This window comes from Bradyrhizobium hipponense, from assembly GCF_008123965.1.
GTDB lineage: Bacteria > Pseudomonadota > Alphaproteobacteria > Rhizobiales > Xanthobacteraceae > Bradyrhizobium > Bradyrhizobium hipponense.
On sequence record NZ_VSTH01000047.1, the window covers coordinates 98,631 to 121,256 of the forward strand.

Sequence of the window (22,626 nt, forward strand, 5' to 3'; positions counted from 1 at the left end):
TCTGGCTCCAAAATGGTCGAATTAGCGGCAATCAATCAATACAATATCTCGTAGCGTGTCGTACAAACGTCATCGGCCCGCTCCCGAAGACGCCAACCGGACTGGAGCCTTTGCAATCACGCAATCAACGCGTGGCGATGCACGTTCCTGTCTTAGAACATGCCTTTCCGCGCACCTAAAGCCTAAAGTTTTTGCGGCCGATCGTGTGATGCCGCAACCCAGGAGCGGTACCAATTGGACTCGCGATCAGTCATGATGATCGAATAAGAGGAAAATGGATTTCAGCAATGGCGTTGTCAAAGTCGGTACTTGCCGTTTGGTTTGTCGTCGCCGCGGCCCAGGCCGCGGACGCCCAGCAAAGCCCCATGCCCGCCGAGATCGCGGCCAAGTTGCAGGACATCGGTCGTGTCATCGATCCGCCGCAAACCAGCCAGCTCTACAAGCCGTTGCAGGAGCAGGAGCCCTACCGGGACGTCAAGGTCGAGCGCGACGCCAAGTACGGCGCTGCCGATCGCAATCTGCTCGACATCTTCATGCCAGCGGCGGCTTCGTCCCCTCGCCCCGTGTTGATCTTTGTGCACGGTGGCGGCTTCGTGCGAGGCAACAGGCGCATCCCGGGCGGCCCGTTCAACGACAACATCATGCTGTGGGCGGTCAAGAATGGCTACATCGGCGTCAACACCACGTATCGCCTCGCGCCGCAGGCCGTCTGGCCGGCAGGCGCCGAAGACGTGGCCGCAGCGGTTCAGTGGGTCTCAGACCAAATCGCGACACGCGGCGGCGATCCGGCACGCATCTATCTGATGGGCCATTCGACTGGCGCCGCGCACGTCGCTGACTATGTGGCCCGCCCCAAATTACATAAAGTGAAAGGCGGTGGCCTTGCCGGTGCGATCCTTGTATCGGGCATATACGATATGCCGGCGACTTCGGTCAGCGATTACCGCGTTTACTACGGTGCCGATCCCGCTCGCTACGCCGAGCAGTCCTCACTGCCGGGTTTGCTGATGACGACCATACCGCTGATGACGGTAGCCGCAGAGCTCGACCCCGCCGGCTTCGTGCAGCAATTCGACTTGTTGAAGCGCGCAAGTTGCGAGCGGGCGAGCGGATGCATACGTGCGCTCATGTTGCCGCAACATAGTCACATGTCGGAGGTGTATTCGATCAACACGGCGGACGCACGTCTTGGCAGCGAAATCGTCGATTTCACGAAGATGGAGAAATAATGAGCATCGCTCGATGCCATAGGCAGCCCGGCATCGTCTGACCGTGAAGCGCAACAAAATCCGAGATCCAGCTCCAAGCGAAAAGATATCCCGTGAGGGGATCGAGATCTCCGGTTACCCCGCCAACCACCTGATCGGGCACGCGGCTGCCGCAGCATCACCTGTAATCTGCTTCACACGCAAACGCGCGCGGTCACGCTAGATGAAGTAAGGCCTCGCTTCCGCGCGGCTTGCTTCGGAGCTGGCGATGATGGCTGCATTGGCAAAGGCGATATCCCGCGCGACGAGAACCAACGTTGACGTTGAAACCGTAAAAGTACTCATGATCTTCTCGGGAGCGGGCTTACTGCTCTCACTTGTGGCCGCAATGATCTACAGACAGGCTCTGAGCGCCGCCGCATTGTTTTGAACTCCTGCAAATTAGCCGCTCTTGCTGCCGTTCGGGTTGTCCAAGCCGAGCCGTCACTCCCGGGTGTCCGGAGTGCGGTGTTGAATTTACCGCTCGCAAACCCGTGAAGAGACTTCGTCAGCGGCGCCGAACGAAACAATCGACCTTCGGATTGAAGCCGCTTTCCTGCGAGCACGAAGTCACGGGAAAACATCGCCGAGCTAGCTATCGCTGCGACTGTTCTGGTTGGGAGAGGCAACAATGCGGTGGCATCAGGCTTTCGTCGCTCCAGCAATCATCCTCTGTTGCTCGCTGTTGAGCATCGCCACTTTGGTGATGGTCGGGGCGTGGTGAGCTCGGGTTAAACGTCCATGCGCGAAGAATTCACATCGCTCGCTTTTCTGGCCGTAACCGTGGCCGGCGTCGCGTTGCTAGGATCAGGCCTGCTCGCACTGGTCTTGGTGGGTTAGCTCGTAGGATGGGTAGAGCAAAGCGAAACCCATCACGTGAAAAACGAACAGATTGTCCGGTCTTTGATGGGCTTTCGCTTCGCTCTACCCATCTTACCGCCGCGACCATCCCGCTTAATCCGCTCCCCCATTTGATCTCCATGTGGATGCTGGATATTTTCAATCCAGCATGGCTCAGAGAGTCATGCTATAAATCGCGCAACCAACCTGTTCGAGGATGCGGATGAAGAGCGCGACGCTCCTGGCCTTTGGCTTTGTGTTTGTTGGCGCCTGTTTGCAGGACAGCGCGAGAGGACAGGCTTCAGTCGCTCCGCCGGTTTCGCTTGCTCCGCCCAAAGCATCACCACAAGCGGGCGCCAAAAATTCCCCTACAGCGTCCGACAGAGTGCCGTCGACACCGGCCACCAGCGGACCTCCATCGTTGCCGAATCCTACCGCCGACTACGATGGCTTTAGCGTCGGCGCCGTCGAAGACCATGACACGCCAGATCAGCCGAAGCGACCGATGAGGTCGCGCGCAGCAAAGGGCTCAAAGCCCGATCTGGATACGAATGGCACCACCGCGCAGCAATCGATCGATCAGGAAGATGAGGCGTTGAAACGTAAGCTGACGATCTGCAAAAGCTGCAAGTAGGAGGTTTTTCACCGTTGGCCAAGGGCCGACCTACGGCTGGCAAGTGGTGAGCCGCTGAACGCTCGCGCTGCATACCTGACCTACCGCAGCCCTCACGTGCCCCTGCTTTACGCCTCTCCAATTTCCTGATCCTCTCTCCTCAATCGGCCGGACCAACCGGCCTCGCCAGGGAGAGAGACGCCATGAAGCTCGGCACCGCGATTGCGGAAATCATGAAGCGCGAGGGGATCGAGATCCTCTGCGGTTACCCCGTCAACCATTTGATCGAGCATGCGGCGAGCGCCGAGATCCGCCCCGTGATGGTGCGGCAGGAGCGCGTCGGCATCCATATGGCGGATGCGATCTCGCGCGTGACGTCGGGACGCAGCATCGGCGCGTTCTGCATGCAGCATGGGCCCGGCGCCGAGAACGCCATGGGCGGCGTTGCGCAGTGCTTTGGCGAATCCGTGCCCGTGCTGGTGCTGCCGATGGGCTATCAGCGCCGGCTGTCGCATATCGAGCCGAACTTCAATTCCAGCGAGGTGATGAAGGCGTTTGCCAAATCGTCCGAGCCGATCATCCTGGCGAGCGAGGTCGCCAACATCTTCCGCCGCGCCTTCACAAAACTGAAGAACGGTCGCGGCGGTCCCGTCATCGTCGAGATCCCTGCCGACATGTGGAACGAGGAGGTGCCGGAGCCGCTCGACTACACGCCGGTGCTGCGCACCCGCTACGGCGCCGATCCCGTGCATGTGAAGGAAGCAGCTGCCCTGCTCGTCAACGCAAAGCGTCCGGTGATCTACGCCGGCCAGGGCGTGCATTACGCGCAGGCCTGGCCGCAACTGAAACGGCTCGCGGAACGGCTGGCCATTCCCGTCACCACCAGCTTGGGCGGCAAATCGTCATTCCCGGAAACGCACCCGCTCTCGCTCGGCTCAGGCGGCCTTGCGGTGCCGCGCGCGGTGCCGAAGTTTCTCGCTGAAGCCGACGTCATCTTCGGCATCGGCTGCTCCTTCACCGAGACCAGCTTCGGCATCGCCATGCCCAAGAGCAAGACCATCATCCACTCCACGCTCGATCCGAACCATCTCAACAAGGATGTGGAGGCGAAGATCGGCCTCGTCGGCGATGCCGGCCTCGTGCTCGATGCCCTGCTCGACGAGATCGGCAAGACCATCACTTCCGATCGGGATGCCTCGGCGATCGCGGCCGAAATCGCGGCCTCGCACAGGGAGTGGCTGGCGAAATGGATGCCGAAGCTCACCAGCAATGATGCGCCCTTGAACCCGTATCGCGTGCTGTGGGACCTCCAGCACGCCGTCGACATCCGCAACACCATCATCACCCACGATGCCGGCAGCCCGCGCGACCAGCTCTCGCCGTTCTGGAAGGCGGTCGAGCCGCTGTCCTATCTCGGCTGGGGCAAGACGACGCAGCTCGGCTACGGCCTCGGGCTTGCGATGGGCGCCAAGCTCGCAAAACCCGACAAGCTCTGCATCAACGTCTGGGGCGATGCGGCGATCGGCTTCACCGGAATGGATTTCGAGACCGCGGTGCGCGAGCGCATCCCGATCATGTCGATCCTGCTCAACAATTTTTCGATGGCGATCGAGCTGAAGGTGATGCCGGTCTCGACCGAAAAATATCGCTCGACCGACATTTCCGGCGACTATGCCGCGATGGCGCGCGCCTTCGGCGGCTATGGCGAACGGGTGACGAAGGCTGAGGACATTATCACGGCGATCAAGCGCGGTATCCAGAAGACGCAGGAAGGCACCCCTGTGCTGCTGGAGTTCATCACCAGCAAGGAGACGGAGGTGTCGCGGCCGGGAACGTAACGCGGTTTGGCGGCAAAACTTGCTGTCGCGTGCGCTGGCTCCGGCCGCAGGAGATGTGATAATCCGCCCTGGTGCCGCGCACGTTGCGGCATCAGGCCGGATTGCAAATGACCACCCCTTCCAACGAAATCGAGAAATTCGAGCGCCGATTGCAGTCGGCAACCGCCGAGAACGCGCAGCTTCGAAGCGAGCTTGCGATTGCTCGCGATCGTCATCGCGCCAGTGCCGAGATCTTGCGCACCATCGCGGCCTCGCCTTCCGATGCCCGGCCGGTCTTCGAAGCGATTGCGTCCAGCTCCAAACGTTTGCTCGGCGGCTTTTCCGCCACCGTGCTTCAGTTCATTGGGGACGAGCTGCACCTCGTGGCGTTTACACCAACCAGCCCGGAGGCGGACGCGGGACTGAAGGCATCGTTCCCGCGGCGGATCGCGGAATTTCCGACCTTCGCGCTGGTTCGTGGCGGCGAGACGATCCAGTTTCCCGACAGCGAAGCCGATGACGTCCCGGAGCTGAACCGGGATCTGGCGCGGCTGCGCGGCTTCCGCAGCGTCTTGTTCATGCCGCTGATGAACCGGGGCACGCCGGTCGGCATGATCAGCGTCACGCGCGCCGAGCCCGGCGCGTTTGCACCGGATCACGTGCAACTGCTCCAGACCTTCGCCGATCAGGCGGTGATCGCGATCGAGAATGCGCGGCTGTTCAACGAGACGCAGGAGGCACTGGAGCGCCAGACCGCTACGGCCGATATCCTCAAGGTGATGGCAGGCTCGCCATCCGACGTGCAGCCGGTGTTCGATGCCATCGCCGCCAATGCCAACCGTCTGATCGGCGGCTTTTCCACGGCGGTGCTTCGCTATGTCGACGGCGCCGCGCATCTGGCGGCGTTCACGCCGACCGACCCGGCCGGCGACCGCGTGCTCCAGGCTTCGTTTCCCGTGCCGTTCGCCCGGTTCCCACCGTATCGGGTGGTGGCGAGCGGCATGGCGGCACAACTGCCCGACACCGAGCTCGAGCCGGCTGCACGCGACATCGCGCGCGCTCGCGGCTATCGCAGCATGCTGTTCGCGCCCTTGATGAGCGAGGGCGAAGCCATCGGTCTTATCATCGCCACGCGCCGGGCGACCGGCAGCTTCGATGAGCACCAGGTCCGGCTGCTGCAAACCTTCGCCGACCAGGCCGTGATCGCGATCAAGAATGTCAGCCTGTTCAACGCGACCAGGGAGGCGCTGGAACGGCAAACCGCGACCGCTGATATCCTCAAGGTGATCGCCGCCTCGCCGTCCGATGTGACCCCGGTGTTTCAGGCCATCTCCGACAGTGCCAAGGCGCTGGCCGGTGGGCATTCCTCTGCCGTCACCCGCGTCATCGATGGCATGCTGCACTTGGCGGCGTTCACCACCGACACGGAGGCCGGCAACGCCGATCTGCTCGGCTCATTCCCGACGCCGCTGGCGGCATCTGGCATTCACAGCCGGGTGGCGAGGAGCGGTGTGTTCGCGTTCCGCAGCGACATGCAAAACGAAGCCGACCTCACGGAGGCGATGAAGGAGCTGGCGCGGACAAGAGGCTATCGCAGCATCCTGGTCGTCCCGATGCTGCGCGATGGCCTAGCGATCGGAACCATCGGTGTCACGCGACCTCAGCCAGGTCCGTTCCCGGACAAGACAATCAGTCTGCTTAAGACCTTTGCCGACCAGGCCGTGATCGCCATCGAGAACACGCGGCTGTTCAACGAGGTGCAGGACCGCACCAGGGACCTTGCCAAATCGCTCGATGATCTGCGCGCCGCTCAGGACCGACTGATCCAGACCGAGAAGCTGGCTTCGCTCGGCCAGCTCACCGCCGGCATTGCGCACGAGATCAAGAACCCGCTCAACTTCGTCAACAATTTTGCGTCGCTCTCCGCCGAGCTGACGGACGAGCTGAACGAGGCGCTTGCGCCCGTCCCGCTCGCAAGCGAAGTCCGCGCGGAAGTCGACGAGCTGACGGGGCTACTGAAGGACAATCTCGACAAGGTCGTGCAGCATGGCCGGCGCGCCGACTCGATCGTCAAGAACATGCTGTTGCATTCGCGCGAGGGCGCGGGCGAGCATCGGCTAACCGACATCAACGCCCTGGTCGAGGAGAGCCTCGACCTTGCCTATCACGGTGCGCGGGCGGAGAGGCCGCAGTTCGACGTCACGCTCGCACGCGAGCTCGATCCGAACGCCGGCACCGCCGAACTGTTTCCGCAGGAGATCACCCGGGTGCTGCTGAACCTGATCTCGAACGGCTTCTACGCACTGGAAAGGCGCGGCAACCGCGAAGGCGTCGCGCCCACGCTCAGCGCCGCGACGCGCGACCGCGGCGCCGACGTCGAGATCCGCATCCGCGACAACGGCGCCGGCATTGCGCCCGATGTGAAAGAGAAGATGTTCAATCCCTTCTTCACGACGAAACCCGCCGGCGAGGGTACGGGCCTCGGCCTCTCCATCAGCCACGACATCATCGTCAAGCAGCACGGCGGCACCATCGACGTCGAGACGCGCCCGGGCGAGTTCACCGAGTTCATCATCCGCTTGCCGCGGAACAGCAGCTTTTCGGATAGAGGCCGCGACTAGCGGCCGCTATTCCGCCATCTCGACGGGTTGCGTCGTGGAGGGGCCGGCGAGCGGCCGCTCCTCCATCGCAATCAGGCAGAGCGCGGCGGTGGTCATCAGCGCGGTTGCGGCACCGAACACGTAGCGGAATGCGTGCCGCATGTCGTCGGCGGGAATCGCATTGACCGCGCCGACAGCGTGATGCTCGCCGGCGAGCGGGACGTCGGCGCCGAGCGCGATCAGCAGGATGGCGGCGAACGCTGCGACCGTGAACGACGACATCAGCGAGCGGAAGAAGTTCATCGCGCCGGTGATGGTGCCGACTTGCGGACGGGCAACCGAATTCTGCAGCGAGACCACACAGACCGGGAAGGTCGTGCCAAGCCCGAGCGCGAATGCCGCCATCAAGGTCAAGAGCCCCCACAGCGGCAGCGTGGTGAGCGTGAGGCCCAGTGCGCAAATCGCGGCCCATGACGTGCCGATGATGGCGACGCGCTTGTAGTGCTTGGCGCGCGCCATGGTGCGGCCGGCGATCGCCGCGCCGCAGGTCGAAACCGCCGCGAGCGGAATCAGCGCAAGCCCAGCCTCGCTAGCACTAAGGTGATAGACCGCCTCGTAGTAGAGCGGGAGCTGCACGGTGAGACCGGTGATCGCACCGAGCCCGCAGCCACCGGCCGTCAACGCGAACGGCGCGACCTTGCCGCCCAGCAGCGGAAGCGGCAGGAACGGCTCGTCTGCCCGGCGCGCGTGCCAGACGAAGGTGACAGCGAGCGCGACAGCGCCGCCCACCATCGACAGAACGGTCGGCGAGAGCCACGGATAACGCGTGCCGCCCCAGGTCAGCACCAGCATGAACACCACGGCCGAGGCCATCAGCAGCACGCCGCCGAGCCAATCGACCTTGCGCTTGCGGTGGAACACCGGGATCTTCTTCATCTTCGGTAGCAGCATCGCGATCGCCGCAGCGGCGAGCGGCAGGTTGATCCAGAAGATCATCGACCAGTGCAGATGTTCGGCAAACACGCCGCCGATGACGGGGCCGAGGATGCCGCCGACCATCCAGACGCTGGAGAAATAAGCCTGGTACTGGCCGCGCTCGCGTGGGCTGACGACGTCGGAGATCACGGTCTGAACCACCGGCATGATGCCGCCGCCGCCGAGCCCCTGGAGCCCGCGCGCCAGGATCAGCATCGGCATGTTCGGCGCGACCGCGCACAGCACCGAGCCGGCGACGAACAGGCTGAGCGAGATGATGATCATGACGCGGCGGCCGTAGATGTCGCTCAAGGTTCCGAACACCGGCGCGACCGCGGTCGAGGCGAGCAGATAGGCCGTGATGACCCAGGAGAGATTGGATACGTCGTTGAACTGGCGCCCGATGGTCGGCAGCGCGGTCGCGACGATAGTCTGATCCAGCGCCGCCAGGAACATCGTCAGCATCAGGCTGATGACGATGGTGCGGACCTCGTCGGAGGTCAGCGGCGCCGGCGGCGCGATGGACGGCGCGTCATCGACGCTCAAGACCTCGGTCGGAAGGCGGGACAGCTCTTCGGCGATATCGTCGGGCAATGTCTGGGCGTCGGCAGATTGACGGCTCTGCCGTTCGAATTTGTTCATTTCGATCGGACGTCGGAGTTGCGGCGCAATGCCACGAAGGATTCGTTCTATCTAAACAATCTAAACAGCAAAGTCCTTCTCAGGCAGGCACCACGGCGCATGGGAGCATCCCGCCCAGGGGTCATCGCGAAGACGTGACCCGAGGAGGAACGACGGGTCAGTCCTTTGGACGTCGCTTTAGGCGTGCCCGCTTGGGCAGCTGCGCCGGCCATTGCACGATGTGGTTCTCAAGCTCGTCGTCCGGGATTTCCACCTCGCTGCCCTCGACCCGTCCGCGCACGGAGACGCCGGCCTCGTGCACCGTGTTGGGATCGCCGGACACCAGCGGGTGCCACCAATAGAGATCGCGCCCCTCCGCGACGAGCTTGTAGCCGCAGCTCGGCGGCAGCCAGTTCAGGGTGCGGACATTGGCCGGGGTCAGGCGGACGCAGTCCGGAACCTTGTCGGAACGATTTGGGTAGTCCTTGCAGCCGCAGGTCGCCCCATCGAGCAGCTTGCAGCCGACATGGGTGAAATAGATCTGCCCGGTGTCCTCATCCTCGAGCTTGTTCAGGCAGCAGCGCCCGCAGCCGTCGCACAGGCTTTCCCATTCGGGCCCCGACATCTCTTCCAACGTCTTGGTTTTCCAGAAGAATCCTTCCTGGTCTGAAGGTCGTTTGCGAGCTGCGGTCATGCGCCTCAACAAGGTTCGAAAGAGCTAGTGGTAACGCCATCTAGGGCGCACTGCCATCAAGCCGCAAGCAGCGCCCCAGTAAGGCCCGTAATGACCCGGGGTCAATTAGGCCTGTTGTTCAAAATCCCGAGCCTGACCATTGGTTTATAGGCCCCGCTCGGCTAGAAGGAACAGCAAGTCCCCACGGACGCGAGCCGGGCGCCTTGGGTTTGCCGCAACATTCCCGCAAGACGTCTCGATGCCGCCCCGGCCGGGTGCTTGAACGCTTTCGAACCGAGCCTCAAGGGTTCTAGGTGCGCCAGATCATACCACCGCATTGGAAGGCCTGGGTCCGGAATTTCTTCCTGGACCTCGATGCGCGCATCGACTCCTCGCTGTTCTCCTCGGCCAAGGGCATCCGTGAGCTCTACGAGCGCTACTCGACCTTCATGGACCGCTTCTATGTCGGGCGGTGGAAGCGCTGGGTGTTCATCGAGCCGCTGTCGGAGGCGGCGACCCTCGGGCTCGGCGGCTTGGTGCTGATGCTTACTCTGGCTATTCCCGCTTTCCGCGAGACGGCGGATGAGGACTGGCTGAAGAAGTCCGACCTCGCGGTCACCTTCCTCGACCGCTACGGCAACCCGATCGGCAGCCGCGGCATCAAGCACAACGACTCGATCCCGCTGGAAGACTTTCCGGACGTGCTGATCAAGGCGACGCTGGCGACCGAAGACCGCCGCTTCTACGAGCATTTCGGCATCGACATCGCCGGCACCGCGCGCGCCCTCGTCACCAACGCCCAGGCCGGCGGCGTGCGCCAGGGCGGTTCCTCGATCACCCAGCAGCTCGCCAAGAACCTGTTCCTGAGCAACGAGCGCACCATCGAGCGCAAGGTCAACGAGGCCTTCCTTGCGGTATGGCTGGAATGGCGGCTGACCAAGAACGAGATCCTCAAGCTGTATCTGGACCGCGCCTATATGGGCGGCGGCACCTTCGGGGTCGACGGCGCGGCGCATTTCTACTTCAACAAGTCCGCACGCGACGTGACCCTGGCGGAAGCCGCGATGCTCGCCGGCCTGTTCAAGGCGCCGACCAAATACGCGCCCCACATCAACCTGCCCGCCGCCCGCGCCCGCGCCAACGTCGTGCTCGACAACCTCGTCGACGCCGGCTTCATGACCGAAGGCCAGGTGTTCGGCGCCCGCCGCAACCCGGCCTTCGCCGTCGATCGCCGCGACGAGGCCTCGCCGAACTATTACCTCGACTACGCCTTCGACGAGATGCGCAAGCTGGTCGACACCTTCCCGAGGTCCTACACCGAACGCGTCTTCGTGGTCCGCCTCGCGATCGACACCAACGTTCAGAAAGCCGCCGAAGACGCGATCGAGAACCAGCTGCGCCAGTTCGGCCGCGACTATCATGCGACGCAGGCTGCGACCGTGGTGTCCGATCTAGATGGCGGCATCCGTGCGATGGTCGGCGGCCGCGACTATGGCGCAAGCCAGTTCAATCGCGCCGTCGACGCCTACCGCCAGCCTGGCTCGTCATTCAAGCCCTATGTCTACACTACCGCGCTCCTGAACGGTTTCACGCCAAATTCGATCGTGGTCGACGGCCCGGTCTGCATCGGCAATTGGTGCCCGCAGAACTATGGCCATTCCTATTCCGGCTCGGTGACGCTGACCCAGGCGATCACGCGCTCGATCAACGTCGTGCCGGTGAAGCTGTCGATCGCGATCGGCCAGAAGGAACAGCCGAAGGCGCCGAACCCGGCCAAGATCGGCCGGGCCAAGATCGTCGAGGTTGCCCGCCGCTTCGGCCTCAAGGCCCCCCTGCCCGACACGCCGTCGCTGCCGATCGGCTCCGATGAAGTCACCGTGCTCGAGCACGCGGTGGCCTACGCGACCTTCCCAAACAGGGGCCGCGCCGTGACCCCGCACTCGGTGCTGGAGGTGCGCACCGGCGCCGGCGACCTCGTCTGGCGCTGGGACCGCGATGGCCCGAAGCCGCGGCAGGCCATTCCGCAGAACATCGCCGCCGACATGGCCGGCATGATGAGCCACGTCGTCAGCGAAGGCACCGCGCGCCGCGCGGCGCTTGACGGAATTCCGACTGCGGGCAAGACCGGCACGACCAACGCCTATCGCGACGCCTGGTTCGTCGGCTACACCGGCAACTTCACCTGCGCGGTCTGGTACGGCAATGACGACTATTCGCCGACCAACCGCATGACGGGCGGCTCGCTGCCGGCGCAGACCTGGCACGACATCATGGTCGCCGCCCATCAAGGCGTCGAGGTCAGGGAAATTCCCGGCATCGGCATGGGCCAGAAGCTGCCGCCGCACCCGACAGCAGCGCAGGCCAATGCGGCGCCGAAGGTGCTGGAGACCAAGCCCGGTCCGCCGCCGGTGCTGACCAAGCGCGGCGCCGATATCCTGGTGCGCGTCGAGAAGCTGCTCGACGATGCGGCCAAAACCGCGACCAAGTCGTCGGCCGCCGACGACACGACGAAGCCGGGCGGGCCCGCGGCGGCCTCGAGCGCGCTCGCCTTTCCGCAGAACTACGCGGAAGAGAACGCGAACTCCCCCGCCCCGCGCAAGAACTGACGAATCCCGTGCGGCTGATCCTCATCACATTGACGGCGTTGCTGCTCGCCACCGTCGTCGGCGTCGGCGCCACCTGGATGACGACGACGCGCGGTACCGAGATCGGCGCGCTGACGATCGGCCCCTGGAAGGCCCGTCCGCGCACCGGCACCGCCGACGTCGATCCCTATTCGCGCGCCACCATCGTGCGCAACGGCGAGCTGCCGATCGGCACTGGCGACGGCGTCGCCTTCACTGCGACCGCCGACGACAAGAGGAAGGCGCTCGACGGCCGCTGCGATGTCATCGTCTCCGGCGTGACGCCGCCGGCGCGGTTCTGGACGCTGACGCTCTATGACCGCAAGGGACACCTCGTCGCCAATTCGCTGCAGCGCTACGGCTTCACCAGCCAGGAGATCGTCCGCCAGTCCGACGGCACGTTCGAGATCCGCATCGCTTCGCGCTCGCGCGCCGGCAACTGGCTGCCGACCGGCGGGATCGAGCGCTACGCCTTGATGCTTCGGCTCTACGACACGCCGGTGGGCGTTGCGACGCGCACCCAGCGCGATGCGCCGATGCCGACGATCACGACGGTGGGCTGCTCATGATCCGGCTGCTGTTCACCATCGTTGCCGGCATTGTCCTCGGCCTCGTGGTCCATCTCGTCAGCGTGCTGGCGCTGCCGCGCATCGCGACGCAGGACGCCTATTCGCGGCTGACGCCGATGACCAAGCTCAACGGCGTCACCCAGCTTCCGCTTGCCGATCCCAACACCTCGCCGATGCCGTTCATGGATCCGGCTTTTGCGCTGGCGATCTGCCGCTACGATCTGTCGGGCGGGCCGATCAAGCTCACCGTGCCCGTCAGCCAGGCCTACACCTCGGTGTCGTTCTACACCCGCAACGAGATCGCCTATTACGCGATCAACGACCGCTCGGCGGGCAGGAAGGTGATCGAGCTCGACCTGATGACGGAGGCGCAGCACGACGAGCTGCCCGAGGACGAAGAAGTCACCGCGGCCGACCGCCTGATCATCGACTCCCCGAGCACCACGGGCCTGATCGTGATGAAAGCGCTCGCCCCCGAGCCGGGCCTGATGCAGCAGGCGCAAGGCTCGCTGGCGGCCGCGACCTGCGCGCCGCAGACCGAGCCGCCGGCCAAGGCCGAAGCTCCGCGCGGCCGGCGGTGATGCGGAACGTTTTGGCGGCCTGAAACAAAAGCTGCAAAACAACCCCATGCACAGTAGCCGAGGCATTGGAATCATTCGACTAACGCTGTTCGGTCGGCGATACAAATCGACTGCGCGCATGCGCCTTTGACTCGTCGGGCAAAACGCTGGCAGAATGGCAACATCGAAAGTTCGTAACACCCGCGCGGAGCAATCCGCCGCGGGTTTTTTGAGGCCGAGGTTTGAAGGCGCTTCAATGATCGCGGTGAATCAAGAGGCGCGTCTCCCACAGTTCGAAGTTGCCATGGCTTTGCTCCGCGTGAGCCTGCTGCCGCCGATTCGCCCCGTCTCCTTCTATCGGATGGCCCTCGCCAAGGGTTCGGGTGAGCTTCCAAAGCAAGCGACATCTCTTTCTACGGATTTCTACTGACCCGGTTGGTCGAACCACCGGTATGTCATGACGACTGAATGATAGACCGGCTGACGCCGGTAGGTTCGTTGGATGTGGCTGAAGCTTCACTGGCGGTCCTGGTATCATGATCGAGATAATTCACGATGGTCTCGTCAGCGATGTTGCTGCTGGCGGTAGAAGCGCGGGCCCGACAGGCGGCCTCGTAGGCGGCCTGGAGTTGGTCGGCCACGGACCGCCCGTTTCCTCGCGATCGCTTCGGGGCGCCGAGATGCCGTTCGCGAAGCTCGTCCATGAAAGCCTCCCACATGGCTGGGCCGCCGTCGGCGAGGACGCGGGCCCGAATCCCCAGTTCCTCTGTGACGGGCAGGTGCTCCACGCCCCATGCCCCCATTTGGGCGAGGATCGGGAGTAGCGAGATGCCTTGCTCGGTCAGGCTGTAGATCGCCTTCTGCTTGTGGCTGGGATCGTCAGCCTTGGAAAGAATCCCACGCTCGACCAGGGCCTTTAGCCGTGCGGCCAGGATGTTGGACGCGATGCCTTCCTCGGATCTCGTGAGCAGCTCGCGGAAGTGCCGGCGGTTCCCGAACATGAAGTCGCGGATGATCAGCAGGCTCCAGCGGTCGCCGAGCACCTCGAGCGTCAGATTGATCGGGCAGCCCGACTTGAAATCCTCCCGCACGCCACCTGTCTCCATTTCAAGAGCAGTTGCATTTTGCTATCAGAACTGTTATCCGTCAAGTGATTGCGAAATGCAACCAGCTCGCCTCCCGGAGAAAGAGATGACGCTGTTCGCTGAACCTCAATCGCATCTCAAGCCGCTCGTCATGTCGAGGCGGACCTTTGCGGCAGCCATCGCGGCGGCTGCCGGAGCCGGCCCGCTGCTCCACACGGCGGCCCTGGCGGCGCCGAGTGCCCTGAAGCCGTTCCGGTTCAACGCACCGCAGGCGGCGCTCGACGATCTCAGAGGACGGCTCGCGCAAACCCGGTGGCCAGAGCGGGAGACGGTCACGGATTGGACGCAGGGCGTCCCCGAAGCGCAGCTGCGGTCCTGGCTCGACTATTGGCGCAGTAGCTATGACTGGCGGCGGTGCGAATCGCGGCTGAACCGGTTCGATCAGTACCGCACCAAGATCGACGGTCTTAACATTCATTTCCTGCATGTCCGGTCGCCACATCCAAACGCGCTGCCCCTGATCATCACCCATGGCTGGCCGAGTTCGGTGCTCGACTTCCTGAAGGTCATCGGACCGCTGACGGATCCGGTCGCTCATGGGGGCGGCGCAGGCGACGGGTTCGATGTCATTATCCCCTCGCTTCCGGGCTTCGCCTTTTCCGACAAGCCAGCCGGGCCGGGCTGGGACGCCAAGCGCATCGCGCGCGCCTGGGCCACGCTCATGTCGGGGCTGGACTACCGCCGATACGTCGCTCAGGGCGGCGACTGGGGCGCCTTCGTCACAACGGCCATGGCCCAGCAGCGCGCGCCGGGCCTCGCCGCCATCCATCTCAATTTCCCGCAAGTCATTCCCGATCAGATTCCGGCCGAACTGCCGTCAGAGGAACGCCGCGCCGTGGAGGGCATGGCGCGGTTCCAGCGGGACGGCTTCGGCTACTTCACGATGCAATCGACGCGGCCTCAGACCATCGGATATGCGCTCGCGGACTCGCCGGCGGGCTGGGCGGCTTGGCTCTTCGACATCTACCGTGGCGTGACAGACAACAACGGCGATCCGGAGCAGGCGCTGACGCGCGACGAGATGCTGGACCAGATCAGCCTCTACTGGCTGACCAACACCGCGGCGTCCTCAGCCCGGCTGTATTTCGAGCAGCGCGCGCTGGGGCCAAGGAATAACGCCGGTGTCGTCGAGCTGCCGGTCGGATGCAGCATCTTCCCGCGCGAGGTCTATCGCGCGCCGCGCAGTTGGGCTGAGCGCATGTACCCCAACCTCTTCTATTGGAACGAGCTGGACCGCGGCGGCCACTTCGCCGCGCTCGAACAGCCAGCGCTCTTTGTTCAGGAGATACGGAACTGCTTTCGCGCCCTGCGCCGGGCATGACGCCGTAACCTTTCTCAACCTTCGAAAAGGAGACCTTCAATGACCCAGACGTCGAGCTTAGCGGAGGCGGTCCGCCGCTATTACCGCGCCTATGAGACCAAGGACCGCGAGGAAATCGAGGCCCTGCTCAACCCCGACTTCCGGTTCTCAAGCCCGCTGGATGATCGAATCGACCGGGCGACCTATCTTGAAAGGTGCTGGCCGAACAGCAAACGCACCCGGTCGATCGACATCAAGCGCCTGTGGGAGAGAGATGGCGAGGTGTTTGTCCACTATGAGCTTACACCGATCACCGGTGACAGCTTTCAGAACACGGAGATCCTCTTCGGTTCAAGCAACCAAATCCGCGAGGTGTTTGTGTACTTCGGGCGGGGACGCGGCACGGTGGGCGACAATGCCAAAGAATGGGCACCTCGCCAGAAGGACGAATTGGCTGCAATCGCCAAAGCCTTGTACCAGGCGTTTGCCGATGGCGACCGCGACGCTATCGAACGGCTGATCGCGCCCGACTTCCATTTCACAAGTCCGCGAGACAATCGCATCGATCGAACGACCTTCTTCGAACGGTGCTGGCCCAATCACAACTTCATCACTGGGTTCGAATTCGTCCGTGTGCTTCCCGCAGACGATCTCGTGGTGGTCACTTATGAAGGCCGTTCGAGCAGAGGCTCGGGCTTTCGAAACACGGAGATTCTAACTATCCGGAATGGCCAAATTCATAACACGGAGGTCTACTTCGGATGGTCAATACCGCATGAAGCGTCTGAAGGAGCCTTCGTCGACAACGAAATCGCGAAGACAAAACATCCATAGGCCTTCGAGCAATTCAACGCGGAGCTTCTTCATCAGCGCAGAACAGAGTACCTCGCCGATACGCGGGCGCTTCGGTGTTTCTGATCCGCGCTTCGGGAGAACCCCAGGCCCACACCTCGTCTCTCGATTTCACCGCGGGCCGGCCAAGGCCGAAGCTCCGCGCGGCCGGTGCTGAGCGGAACGTTTCGCAGGCTGAAACAAAAGCTGCAAAACAACCCCATGCACAGTAGCTAAGTGCTTGGCAGCCATTCCATTTCGCTTCGTCGCTTCTCGGCAAAGCTGGTTGGACGCAGCCCTCGGCCCGCTCAAGCTCAAACACTCCCGCAGGATTCCATCCCGATGGTCTCAATCCAAGCGTCCTTTGACTCGTCGGGCAAAACAGGCGCAAAATGCCATCATCGAAGAATTGGCAGTTTGCGCCGCGCTTCGCACGCCGAGACCGACATCGTCAGGATCGCGAGAACGGCGGCGGTGAAGAGACTAGGCAACCCTCGGCAGAGGCAGGTCAGTGACCCCCGGCACCACCGCCTTGATGCGAATGTTTCGAAATTGCACCTTCGATCCATCGTGATGGTTTTGCAGCGCGATGTGCCCCCGAAGAGACCGGGGCTTAGGATCCGTGAAGTCGTTCACCAGTACACCGTTGAGCGTCACCTTGATGCGGCTCCCGACCGCTTCGATCAAAAACGTGTTCCACTGCCACGGGCCTTTCGCAACATCTGTGCGGATCGGCGCATTGAGGTTGTAGATCGCACCGGTGCTTCGCAAAGGATCGTTCTCCATGTTCTTTTCGGAGTTGTATCCACGCGGATCGATCTGGATTTCGTAGCTCTGGTCGATCGCGGCCATCCAATCGCCCGGATTCGAGCTGTTCAGATTGGGCACGCGGATGAAAACACCGGAGTTGTCCGTGCGGTTTGCGGATTGCCATTCGAACTCAAGCACGAAGTCGGAGAAGCTTTCGCGCGTGTACCAGAGCAATCCAGGCCCGCCAACGGACTCAAGAATGTCGTACACTTGGAGGAAGCTTCCGCCTCCCGACATCTGCCAGTCTGCCAAGCTCCCGGCGTATAGCGGCTTGAAACGCGCCAAAGGCGTCGGCGCCAATGCCGCAACAACGGCCGCGCTTGTCCGACGCGCGAGCGTAAGGCCTGTCAAGGACGGATTGGCCGAGCCGACGGTGGGGAACAAGGCAGGGCCAGCAACGTAGGCGTTCGAGATATGATGGAATCGCCCGCTGGAGTCTGTAATCGACGTGGCCGGATCATCGCCCATCCACAGCGTGCCCGCTTCGTGGTGCGTGTTGCCCAACTGGTCCTTCGTGGTCGCGAACGGATCGGGTGGCGGTGCGCTTTGCCAGCCGCCGTTGTACAGGTACTGGACGTCGCCTGCGCTCTTGGCGAGGCGTCCGGCCAACCTGACCGCCGCGACGGCGAGTTTGCCCCATGCCGCGTAGTCGTTTGAGGTCGGCGTGAAATTGACCCAGGCGCGCGCGCTCATGCCATCGTTTTGAAGTGGATCTGCCGCATTGGTGAGATTTACGAAACTCGTCGCGCCGCCGGGTCCGGCCCTCTTGTCGCCGTCCATCTCTCCGAGGCCACGAAAGACGATCGCCACCCAATCCGGGTCCTCGTTTGAAAGCAGGTTCCGCAACAGGTCGATGTCGGGCACCATCGTCCACATCGTCGCTTCCGGGTTCTGTCCTTTCTCGGCCGATGCGAGCACCTGAATATGATAGCGGCGTTTGCTTCCGTCCGGATTCGTGATCTCGCCACGCACTATCGCGCCGCCCTGCTCGAGTGTTGTGGCTGCTCCAAGCCCGAGCGCGCTGCGTTTGACGCGCACCGTAAGATTCGTACGCAGGTGCGCCATGAAATTGGCACCCATGCTATACGCGCCGCGCGTCACCGGGAACGACTCGATCGCCAGCCGTGTCGATTCGATCGTCCCTGCTGCTACGATGATCTGGCAATCGGGGCTGAGGTTCGTCGGAACTGAAAGCGATCGAAACTGACCATTGTAGGTGAGATCGATGCCGGTGACCCTGCCCCCGCTGGTCTGTAGCCGTATCACGTGGCACCGTGGAACGAGGAAGAAGCGCCGCCGCGAGTTATCATTCAAGGTCCAGCGCTTGGTGATATCATCCCGGATGCTTTCCAGCAGCATGGGGCCGCTGCTGAACTTGTCGAACGAAAACAGCCCGGGCCCGGGCGAGCTCGCCTGCACCGCGATCGGAGCTTCGTCGACGGCGTCTAACGTTACATCAGGCATGATCGGGTTGGAGCTTGTCGCGACGGCTTGCAGCTGTGCATTGATCGCCGTGTTGAGCGGACCCGACAGGTAGTCCGCCTTGTCCTGAACGCCGATTTCGAACTCGACGTCAGGGTAATTCGCGGTAAGAAAATCGCGCGCGTCTTTGGGCCACGCAGCCAGGTCAGCCGGCATGAGCCGCGGCGCCCAGCCTCCCCAGAATAGCGACCTTCCTCCCGGGCAATAGGCCAGTCCGGTGAACGGCTCGTTGCTGTGCCAGGGAATGCCCCAGACACCATTGCGCGCACGTGGATCCTGATCGTTACGCGTCACCAGCGCGGTATCCGGCGCATTCAGGCCGAGATGCGGCATATTCTGCACGTGCGTCGGGGCAAAATAGCCTCCCGCGTCGAGAAGGAGTACCCGCAGGTTCTGATCGGCGCCGGCGCGATAAGTCTTGCTGGCGACGTACGCGCCGAACATCCCCGCGCCGATGACCACGACATCGAACGGCCTGCCGCCACTGTTCACCGCTTCGTCGAAGGTGCTGCACACGTATCTGCCGAGCAAATCCCGTGCGAACTCGGTGTCTTGAATATCAACCTGAATGGAAGGGTCCTGTCGCAGAAAGGTCAGCATGGGAGAGCTCCTTTCGAGGTGTTATCTCCGCGGTGCGCGACGTTCGGTCCTATCGCGTCCGTTTCGGTCGGGAGAGCGCCAGAGGACGCTCCTCAGGGGCAAACGGAGGGTCGCTGCAATAAGCCTGCCCACGTGACCGCGATCGCAAAGATAAGAGAGACCTGTGGTCGGTTGTATGAGCCGGTTCACACGCCCGCGCGATTTTAACTCGATGGCCACGCGGGTCCGCGATCTTGCCGTCCCCCTCAGAAGTCCAGCTTGTCTTGTATGGCGTCAATTCCGGCTTTCGCGCACGCCTCGTCCGCGTCGCCGCCCGGAGCGCCGGACACGCCGACCGCTCCGACCAGAGAGCCGCCTGCTTCGACGATCAATCCTCCTCCAATGATAACCGCTCCGGTAAGATTGCGAATGCCAGACTGCATCATGCCCGGCTGGCTGATCGCATTCAGCTCGGTCGTGCTGGCTTTGAACGACGCGGCTGTCCACGCCTTGCCAGCTGCCGTTGATGGTGTGTGGGGACCTGCAAAGCGATCGCGCAGCATCACTTGCGTGACGCCGAAGCGATCGACAACAGCGACTGCAACCTGGTATCCGCGAACGCGGCAACTGCCCAACGCAGCGCGCGCAAGGTCGAGCGCCAACTCCGGACTGAGTGATTTGTAGGCGACCAAACCTTCTTCCGCCCGTAGGGGGCAGATGGACGCAATCAGCAGGGCTATCGAGACCGACAGGCATCGAACATTCATGGCAATCTCCGGCAAAGTTGGCCAAACGCCTATTTGATCTCACCATATGTCAGATCGTCGAACAGGGTCACGCTATCCGCCTTGGTCCACAGGCCGATCATGCCCGCTTGCGCAATCGTGATGTCCTCCACCTCGAATAATTGCTTTCCGTCATAGGTCACCCTGAACCGGCTTCCTGCGAAGTCGCAACGCAGCACGTGCCATTGCCCGGACGGCACCCGCGCGCTGACGCCATAGCCGCCTTTGCGCCCCACGATCGCCAGCGACGTTCGAATGCCCTTGATTGTCTTGTACAGCACGACATTGTCCTCCAGCGCGTTGGCCCGAACGACGTAGTAATTGTCGGCATCCTTCGCGCGCCAGATGATCCCCGCTGCGCGATCCTGCGACCCGGCGACGGCCTTGAATTTCACCTCGACGAAGCCATCGCGGATGGACGTATCGCTCTTGATGGCCAACGGAAACGTTGCCCGTCCGGATTGCTTGAGGACGTTCGGCTTGCTTGGCGCCGTGGGCTCCGCCTCAACGGTCCATTTCGGTTCTCCCTTGCCGGTCATCGTCAAAGTCCACCCTTCAGGCGATGTTCCGGCAGGAGCGTTGTCAAAATTCAGAGTCTCGGCCACGGCATTTCCTCCCATTAACAAAGCCAGCATCGACGCCAGCGCAAGCTTGGCCCATGCAGAAGATCGCGACGGAAAGCTTTCGGGGGTGCAGATCATCAATTGTCCTATCATCGACGTTCAGGCGATCGAGAAGGCATGCGGCTCGCCGCGCTATCGTCCCGATATGCCGGCTGCAAAATGCCGTCGAGCGAACCGCCTAGACCGGTCGGCATCAGTTCGATCCGTTCGCCGCTGAGAGTAACCCGATAGCAGCCATCGTCCGTCTCTCCGAGATCGAGGCATAATTCGTCCTTCTCAACACGCCATTTGCAGATCTTCTTCACGCCCATCGAATAGCTTCGAAGCGTGCCGTCCCGGTCATAGACGAAACGGTAGTGGACTTCGTCCGTGAGCTGCTTCCCCGTCAAGCCCGCGCGAATCTGCGCACCGGTGAGGAACTGCACATCTTTGGCTGCGGCAAAACCAGCATGGAAGGTGATCAGGCCCAGGGCGCCGGCAGCGAGCGCCGCGATGAAACAAGTCGCTCGCAAACTTCCCGGCTCCATGGCCCTCACTTCTTGCAGGCTTTGAGGCACATCTGGTACTCGGTCTTGCAGGCCGGTCCGGCGTAGTTCTTCATGCACGCCTTTTGCTGTTCGGCGCATACCTTGCAGGATGTTTGAGCCTGCGCCGTCGCGCTCGCAGCCAAGAGACCCGTCAGCATGCATAAACCAAGAGCCGCATTTCGCATTCGATTTTCCTTTCGTGAGGTGCGCCCTGCCCGGGGCGCGGAACCTTCATTTTGACTTTCTTCGATACTGGCCGTGTTATCCAATGCAGCCCGCTTGCTGGGCCGTGCCTGAAGTCGTCTCATTGCTTCGGTTGGTGAGCCATGACCATCGCATCCAAGGCCTTCTCATCCCCGCTGGCGCGCATCCTGATATTCGCGCCCGACATCCAGACCTCGTTGCACACAAGCGAGGTGCTTCCCGGCTGCGTCATGCAGAGCCTGTCGTCGCGAATTTTCCAGCTTCCGGTCCATGACTCTCCCGACTCCGAACCAACGATCGAGCCGTCTGGTCGGAGATAAAGCGACCAGTGCGCCCCATCCGTGATGTCTTTGCCCATCATGCGCGCACGGATCTGTTTGCCGTCCAGCTTCCGAAGCTGATCTGCTGCGCGTGCTTCGATCGCAGGGACCAGCATCGCTGCACAGCCAATCAGGCGCAAAGCATAGCGTGAAGCGCGCCTCATCCCTGCATCCCGTCATAAGCCCGCTGCACGACGCTCCAATTGACCGCCGCCATGTAGACATCCACATAGCTACCTGCCTTGGCGCCATAATCGATGTGATAGGAGTGTTCGTACATATCGAGCGCCAGAATTGGCGTTCCGCCGGCGAGGGTGTGACAGTGATCCGACGCCCACTGGTTGACGAGCTTGCGGTCGCGTGGTGACCACGTCAGCAAGACCCAGCCGGAGCCACCGCCGAGCGCCTTGCCCATGGCGATGAATTCGGACCGCCACCGCTCATACGAACCGAAGTCCCGCGCCAGAGCCGCTTTCAGGCCCGCACCCGGCTCGCTCTCGTCGCCCAGACCATCGAAGAAGACTTCGTGGAGAATCATCGAGTTGGCTGCGATGAGCTGTTCGCGCTTCAGCCCATTGATCAGAAAGCCAGGCGCGGTGTCAAAGTCGAGCCCGGCAAGTTTCTCTTCGATCAGATTCAGCCGTTTGACCGCCCCTCCATAGTTGTTCTCGTAATGGCTGATAATCATCCGCTCCGACATGCCGCGGATGCGGCTCGGGTCGCACGACAGCGGCTTCATGACGTAGGTCATGGCAGTCCTCCATTGAGATCACAGGAGAGTTTCAAGTTCGCCCGTTCGCGATGCCTGGCTGCTCGGCCGAGGCCATCGGCACGGCGATCCCATCGCCGACTGCGAGGTCCTAGCGCGCGCGAGACGGATA

The 22,626-nt window shown here is 62.7% G+C and carries 19 protein-coding genes and 1 pseudogene; 11 read left to right on the plus strand and 9 right to left on the minus strand.

Going from position 1 to position 22,626, the window contains the following annotated elements; genetic code table 11:
* Positions 1-287 precede the first annotated feature (287 nt).
* The 5 genes from FXV83_RS14500 (at position 288) to FXV83_RS14515 (ending at position 7,138) form a co-directional block, all read left to right on the plus strand.
* Entirely contained in the window at positions 288-1,229 is a 942-nt protein-coding gene (locus tag FXV83_RS14500) for an alpha/beta hydrolase (protein WP_148739996.1), read from the plus strand.
* A gap of 247 nt (positions 1,230-1,476) precedes the next feature.
* Entirely contained in the window at positions 1,477-1,638 is a 162-nt protein-coding gene (locus FXV83_RS42670) for a hypothetical protein (protein WP_187435895.1), read from the plus strand.
* Positions 1,639-2,310: 672 nt separating this feature from the next.
* Positions 2,311-2,721 (plus strand): superantigen-like protein SSL4, encoded by a 411-nt coding sequence (locus FXV83_RS14505; protein WP_187435896.1) that lies wholly within the window; start codon positions 2,311-2,313, stop codon positions 2,719-2,721.
* A 128-nt stretch (positions 2,722-2,849) separates the two neighbouring features.
* Positions 2,850-4,538 carry a thiamine pyrophosphate-requiring protein gene (locus FXV83_RS14510; RefSeq protein WP_283811710.1) on the plus strand — a complete coding sequence of 563 codons (1,689 nt, stop codon included), beginning with the start codon at positions 2,850-2,852 and terminating at the stop codon, positions 4,536-4,538.
* Positions 4,539-4,645: 107 nt separating this feature from the next.
* Positions 4,646-7,138 (plus strand): GAF domain-containing sensor histidine kinase, encoded by a 2,493-nt coding sequence (locus tag FXV83_RS14515; protein WP_187435897.1) that lies wholly within the window; start codon positions 4,646-4,648, stop codon positions 7,136-7,138.
* 6 nt (positions 7,139-7,144) lie between these two features.
* Here the strand turns inward: FXV83_RS14515 and FXV83_RS14520 are convergent, their stop codons facing one another.
* Positions 7,145-8,734, minus strand: a complete 1,590-nt coding sequence (locus tag FXV83_RS14520) for an MDR family MFS transporter (protein WP_148740004.1) — start codon at positions 8,732-8,734, stop codon at positions 7,145-7,147.
* 157 nt (positions 8,735-8,891) lie between these two features.
* On the minus strand, positions 8,892-9,407 hold the full coding sequence (locus FXV83_RS14525) for a YcgN family cysteine cluster protein (RefSeq protein WP_148740006.1): 516 nt from the start codon (positions 9,405-9,407) through the stop codon (positions 8,892-8,894).
* A gap of 293 nt (positions 9,408-9,700) precedes the next feature.
* Here FXV83_RS14525 and FXV83_RS14530 point away from each other — a divergent pair, with 293 nt between their 5' ends.
* The 4 genes from FXV83_RS14530 to FXV83_RS14545 all read left to right on the plus strand — a co-directional run bounded on the left by FXV83_RS14530 (position 9,701) and on the right by FXV83_RS14545 (position 13,569).
* Positions 9,701-11,992 (plus strand): transglycosylase domain-containing protein, encoded by a 2,292-nt coding sequence (locus tag FXV83_RS14530; RefSeq protein ID WP_148740007.1) that lies wholly within the window; start codon positions 9,701-9,703, stop codon positions 11,990-11,992.
* Between the two features lie 8 nt (positions 11,993-12,000).
* Positions 12,001-12,579, plus strand: a complete 579-nt coding sequence (locus tag FXV83_RS14535; protein WP_148740009.1) for a DUF1214 domain-containing protein — start codon at positions 12,001-12,003, stop codon at positions 12,577-12,579.
* Positions 12,576-13,160, plus strand: a complete 585-nt coding sequence (locus tag FXV83_RS14540) for a DUF1254 domain-containing protein (RefSeq protein ID WP_148740011.1) — start codon at positions 12,576-12,578, stop codon at positions 13,158-13,160. The genes FXV83_RS14535 and FXV83_RS14540 overlap by 4 nt, the downstream gene beginning before the upstream one ends.
* Positions 13,161-13,314: 154 nt before the next feature.
* Positions 13,315-13,569 carry a hypothetical protein gene (locus FXV83_RS14545; protein ID WP_148740013.1) on the plus strand — a complete coding sequence of 85 codons (255 nt, stop codon included), beginning with the start codon at positions 13,315-13,317 and terminating at the stop codon, positions 13,567-13,569.
* Positions 13,570-13,720: 151 nt separating this feature from the next.
* Here the strand turns inward: FXV83_RS14545 and FXV83_RS14550 are convergent.
* Positions 13,721-14,245 (minus strand): annotated as a pseudogene (locus FXV83_RS14550) (winged helix-turn-helix transcriptional regulator); the annotation flags it as partial.
* A gap of 85 nt (positions 14,246-14,330) precedes the next feature.
* Between FXV83_RS14550 and FXV83_RS14555 the strand changes: the two are divergent.
* Together FXV83_RS14555 and FXV83_RS43505 are read left to right on the plus strand one after the other, a co-directional pair.
* The gene (locus FXV83_RS14555; protein WP_210250731.1) at positions 14,331-15,605 is read left to right on the plus strand and encodes an epoxide hydrolase family protein; all 1,275 of its coding nucleotides are present in this window, start codon (positions 14,331-14,333) and stop codon (positions 15,603-15,605) included.
* Between the two features lie 39 nt (positions 15,606-15,644).
* Complete coding sequence (locus FXV83_RS43505) at positions 15,645-16,418, plus strand: nuclear transport factor 2 family protein (protein ID WP_210250732.1); 774 nt, start codon at positions 15,645-15,647, stop codon at positions 16,416-16,418.
* Positions 16,419-16,898: 480 nt separating this feature from the next.
* Here FXV83_RS43505 and FXV83_RS14570 read toward each other — a convergent pair whose 3' ends face one another.
* The 6 genes from FXV83_RS14570 to FXV83_RS14600 form a co-directional block, all read right to left on the minus strand.
* Positions 16,899-19,307, minus strand: coding sequence for a 3-keto-alpha-glucoside-1,2-lyase-like domain-containing protein (locus tag FXV83_RS14570; protein ID WP_148740017.1), 2,409 nt, complete (start codon positions 19,305-19,307; stop codon positions 16,899-16,901).
* A 245-nt stretch (positions 19,308-19,552) separates the two neighbouring features.
* Positions 19,553-20,053, minus strand: a complete 501-nt coding sequence (locus FXV83_RS14575) for a GlcG/HbpS family heme-binding protein (protein ID WP_187435898.1) — start codon at positions 20,051-20,053, stop codon at positions 19,553-19,555.
* Positions 20,054-20,082: 29 nt separating this feature from the next.
* The gene (locus FXV83_RS14580; RefSeq protein WP_347341060.1) at positions 20,083-20,772 is read right to left on the minus strand and encodes a 3-keto-alpha-glucoside-1,2-lyase-like domain-containing protein; all 690 of its coding nucleotides are present in this window, start codon (positions 20,770-20,772) and stop codon (positions 20,083-20,085) included.
* Positions 20,773-20,783: 11 nt separating this feature from the next.
* A complete protein-coding gene (locus FXV83_RS14585) occupies positions 20,784-21,383 on the minus strand; it encodes a hypothetical protein (RefSeq protein ID WP_187435899.1) in 600 nt (199 codons plus the stop codon).
* Between the two features lie 142 nt (positions 21,384-21,525).
* A complete protein-coding gene (locus tag FXV83_RS14595; RefSeq protein ID WP_235939566.1) occupies positions 21,526-21,909 on the minus strand; it encodes an META domain-containing protein in 384 nt (127 codons plus the stop codon).
* The gene (locus FXV83_RS14600) at positions 21,906-22,496 is read right to left on the minus strand and encodes a superoxide dismutase (protein WP_148740023.1); all 591 of its coding nucleotides are present in this window, start codon (positions 22,494-22,496) and stop codon (positions 21,906-21,908) included. The genes FXV83_RS14595 and FXV83_RS14600 overlap by 4 nt, the downstream gene beginning before the upstream one ends.
* Positions 22,497-22,626: the final 130 nt, after the last annotated feature.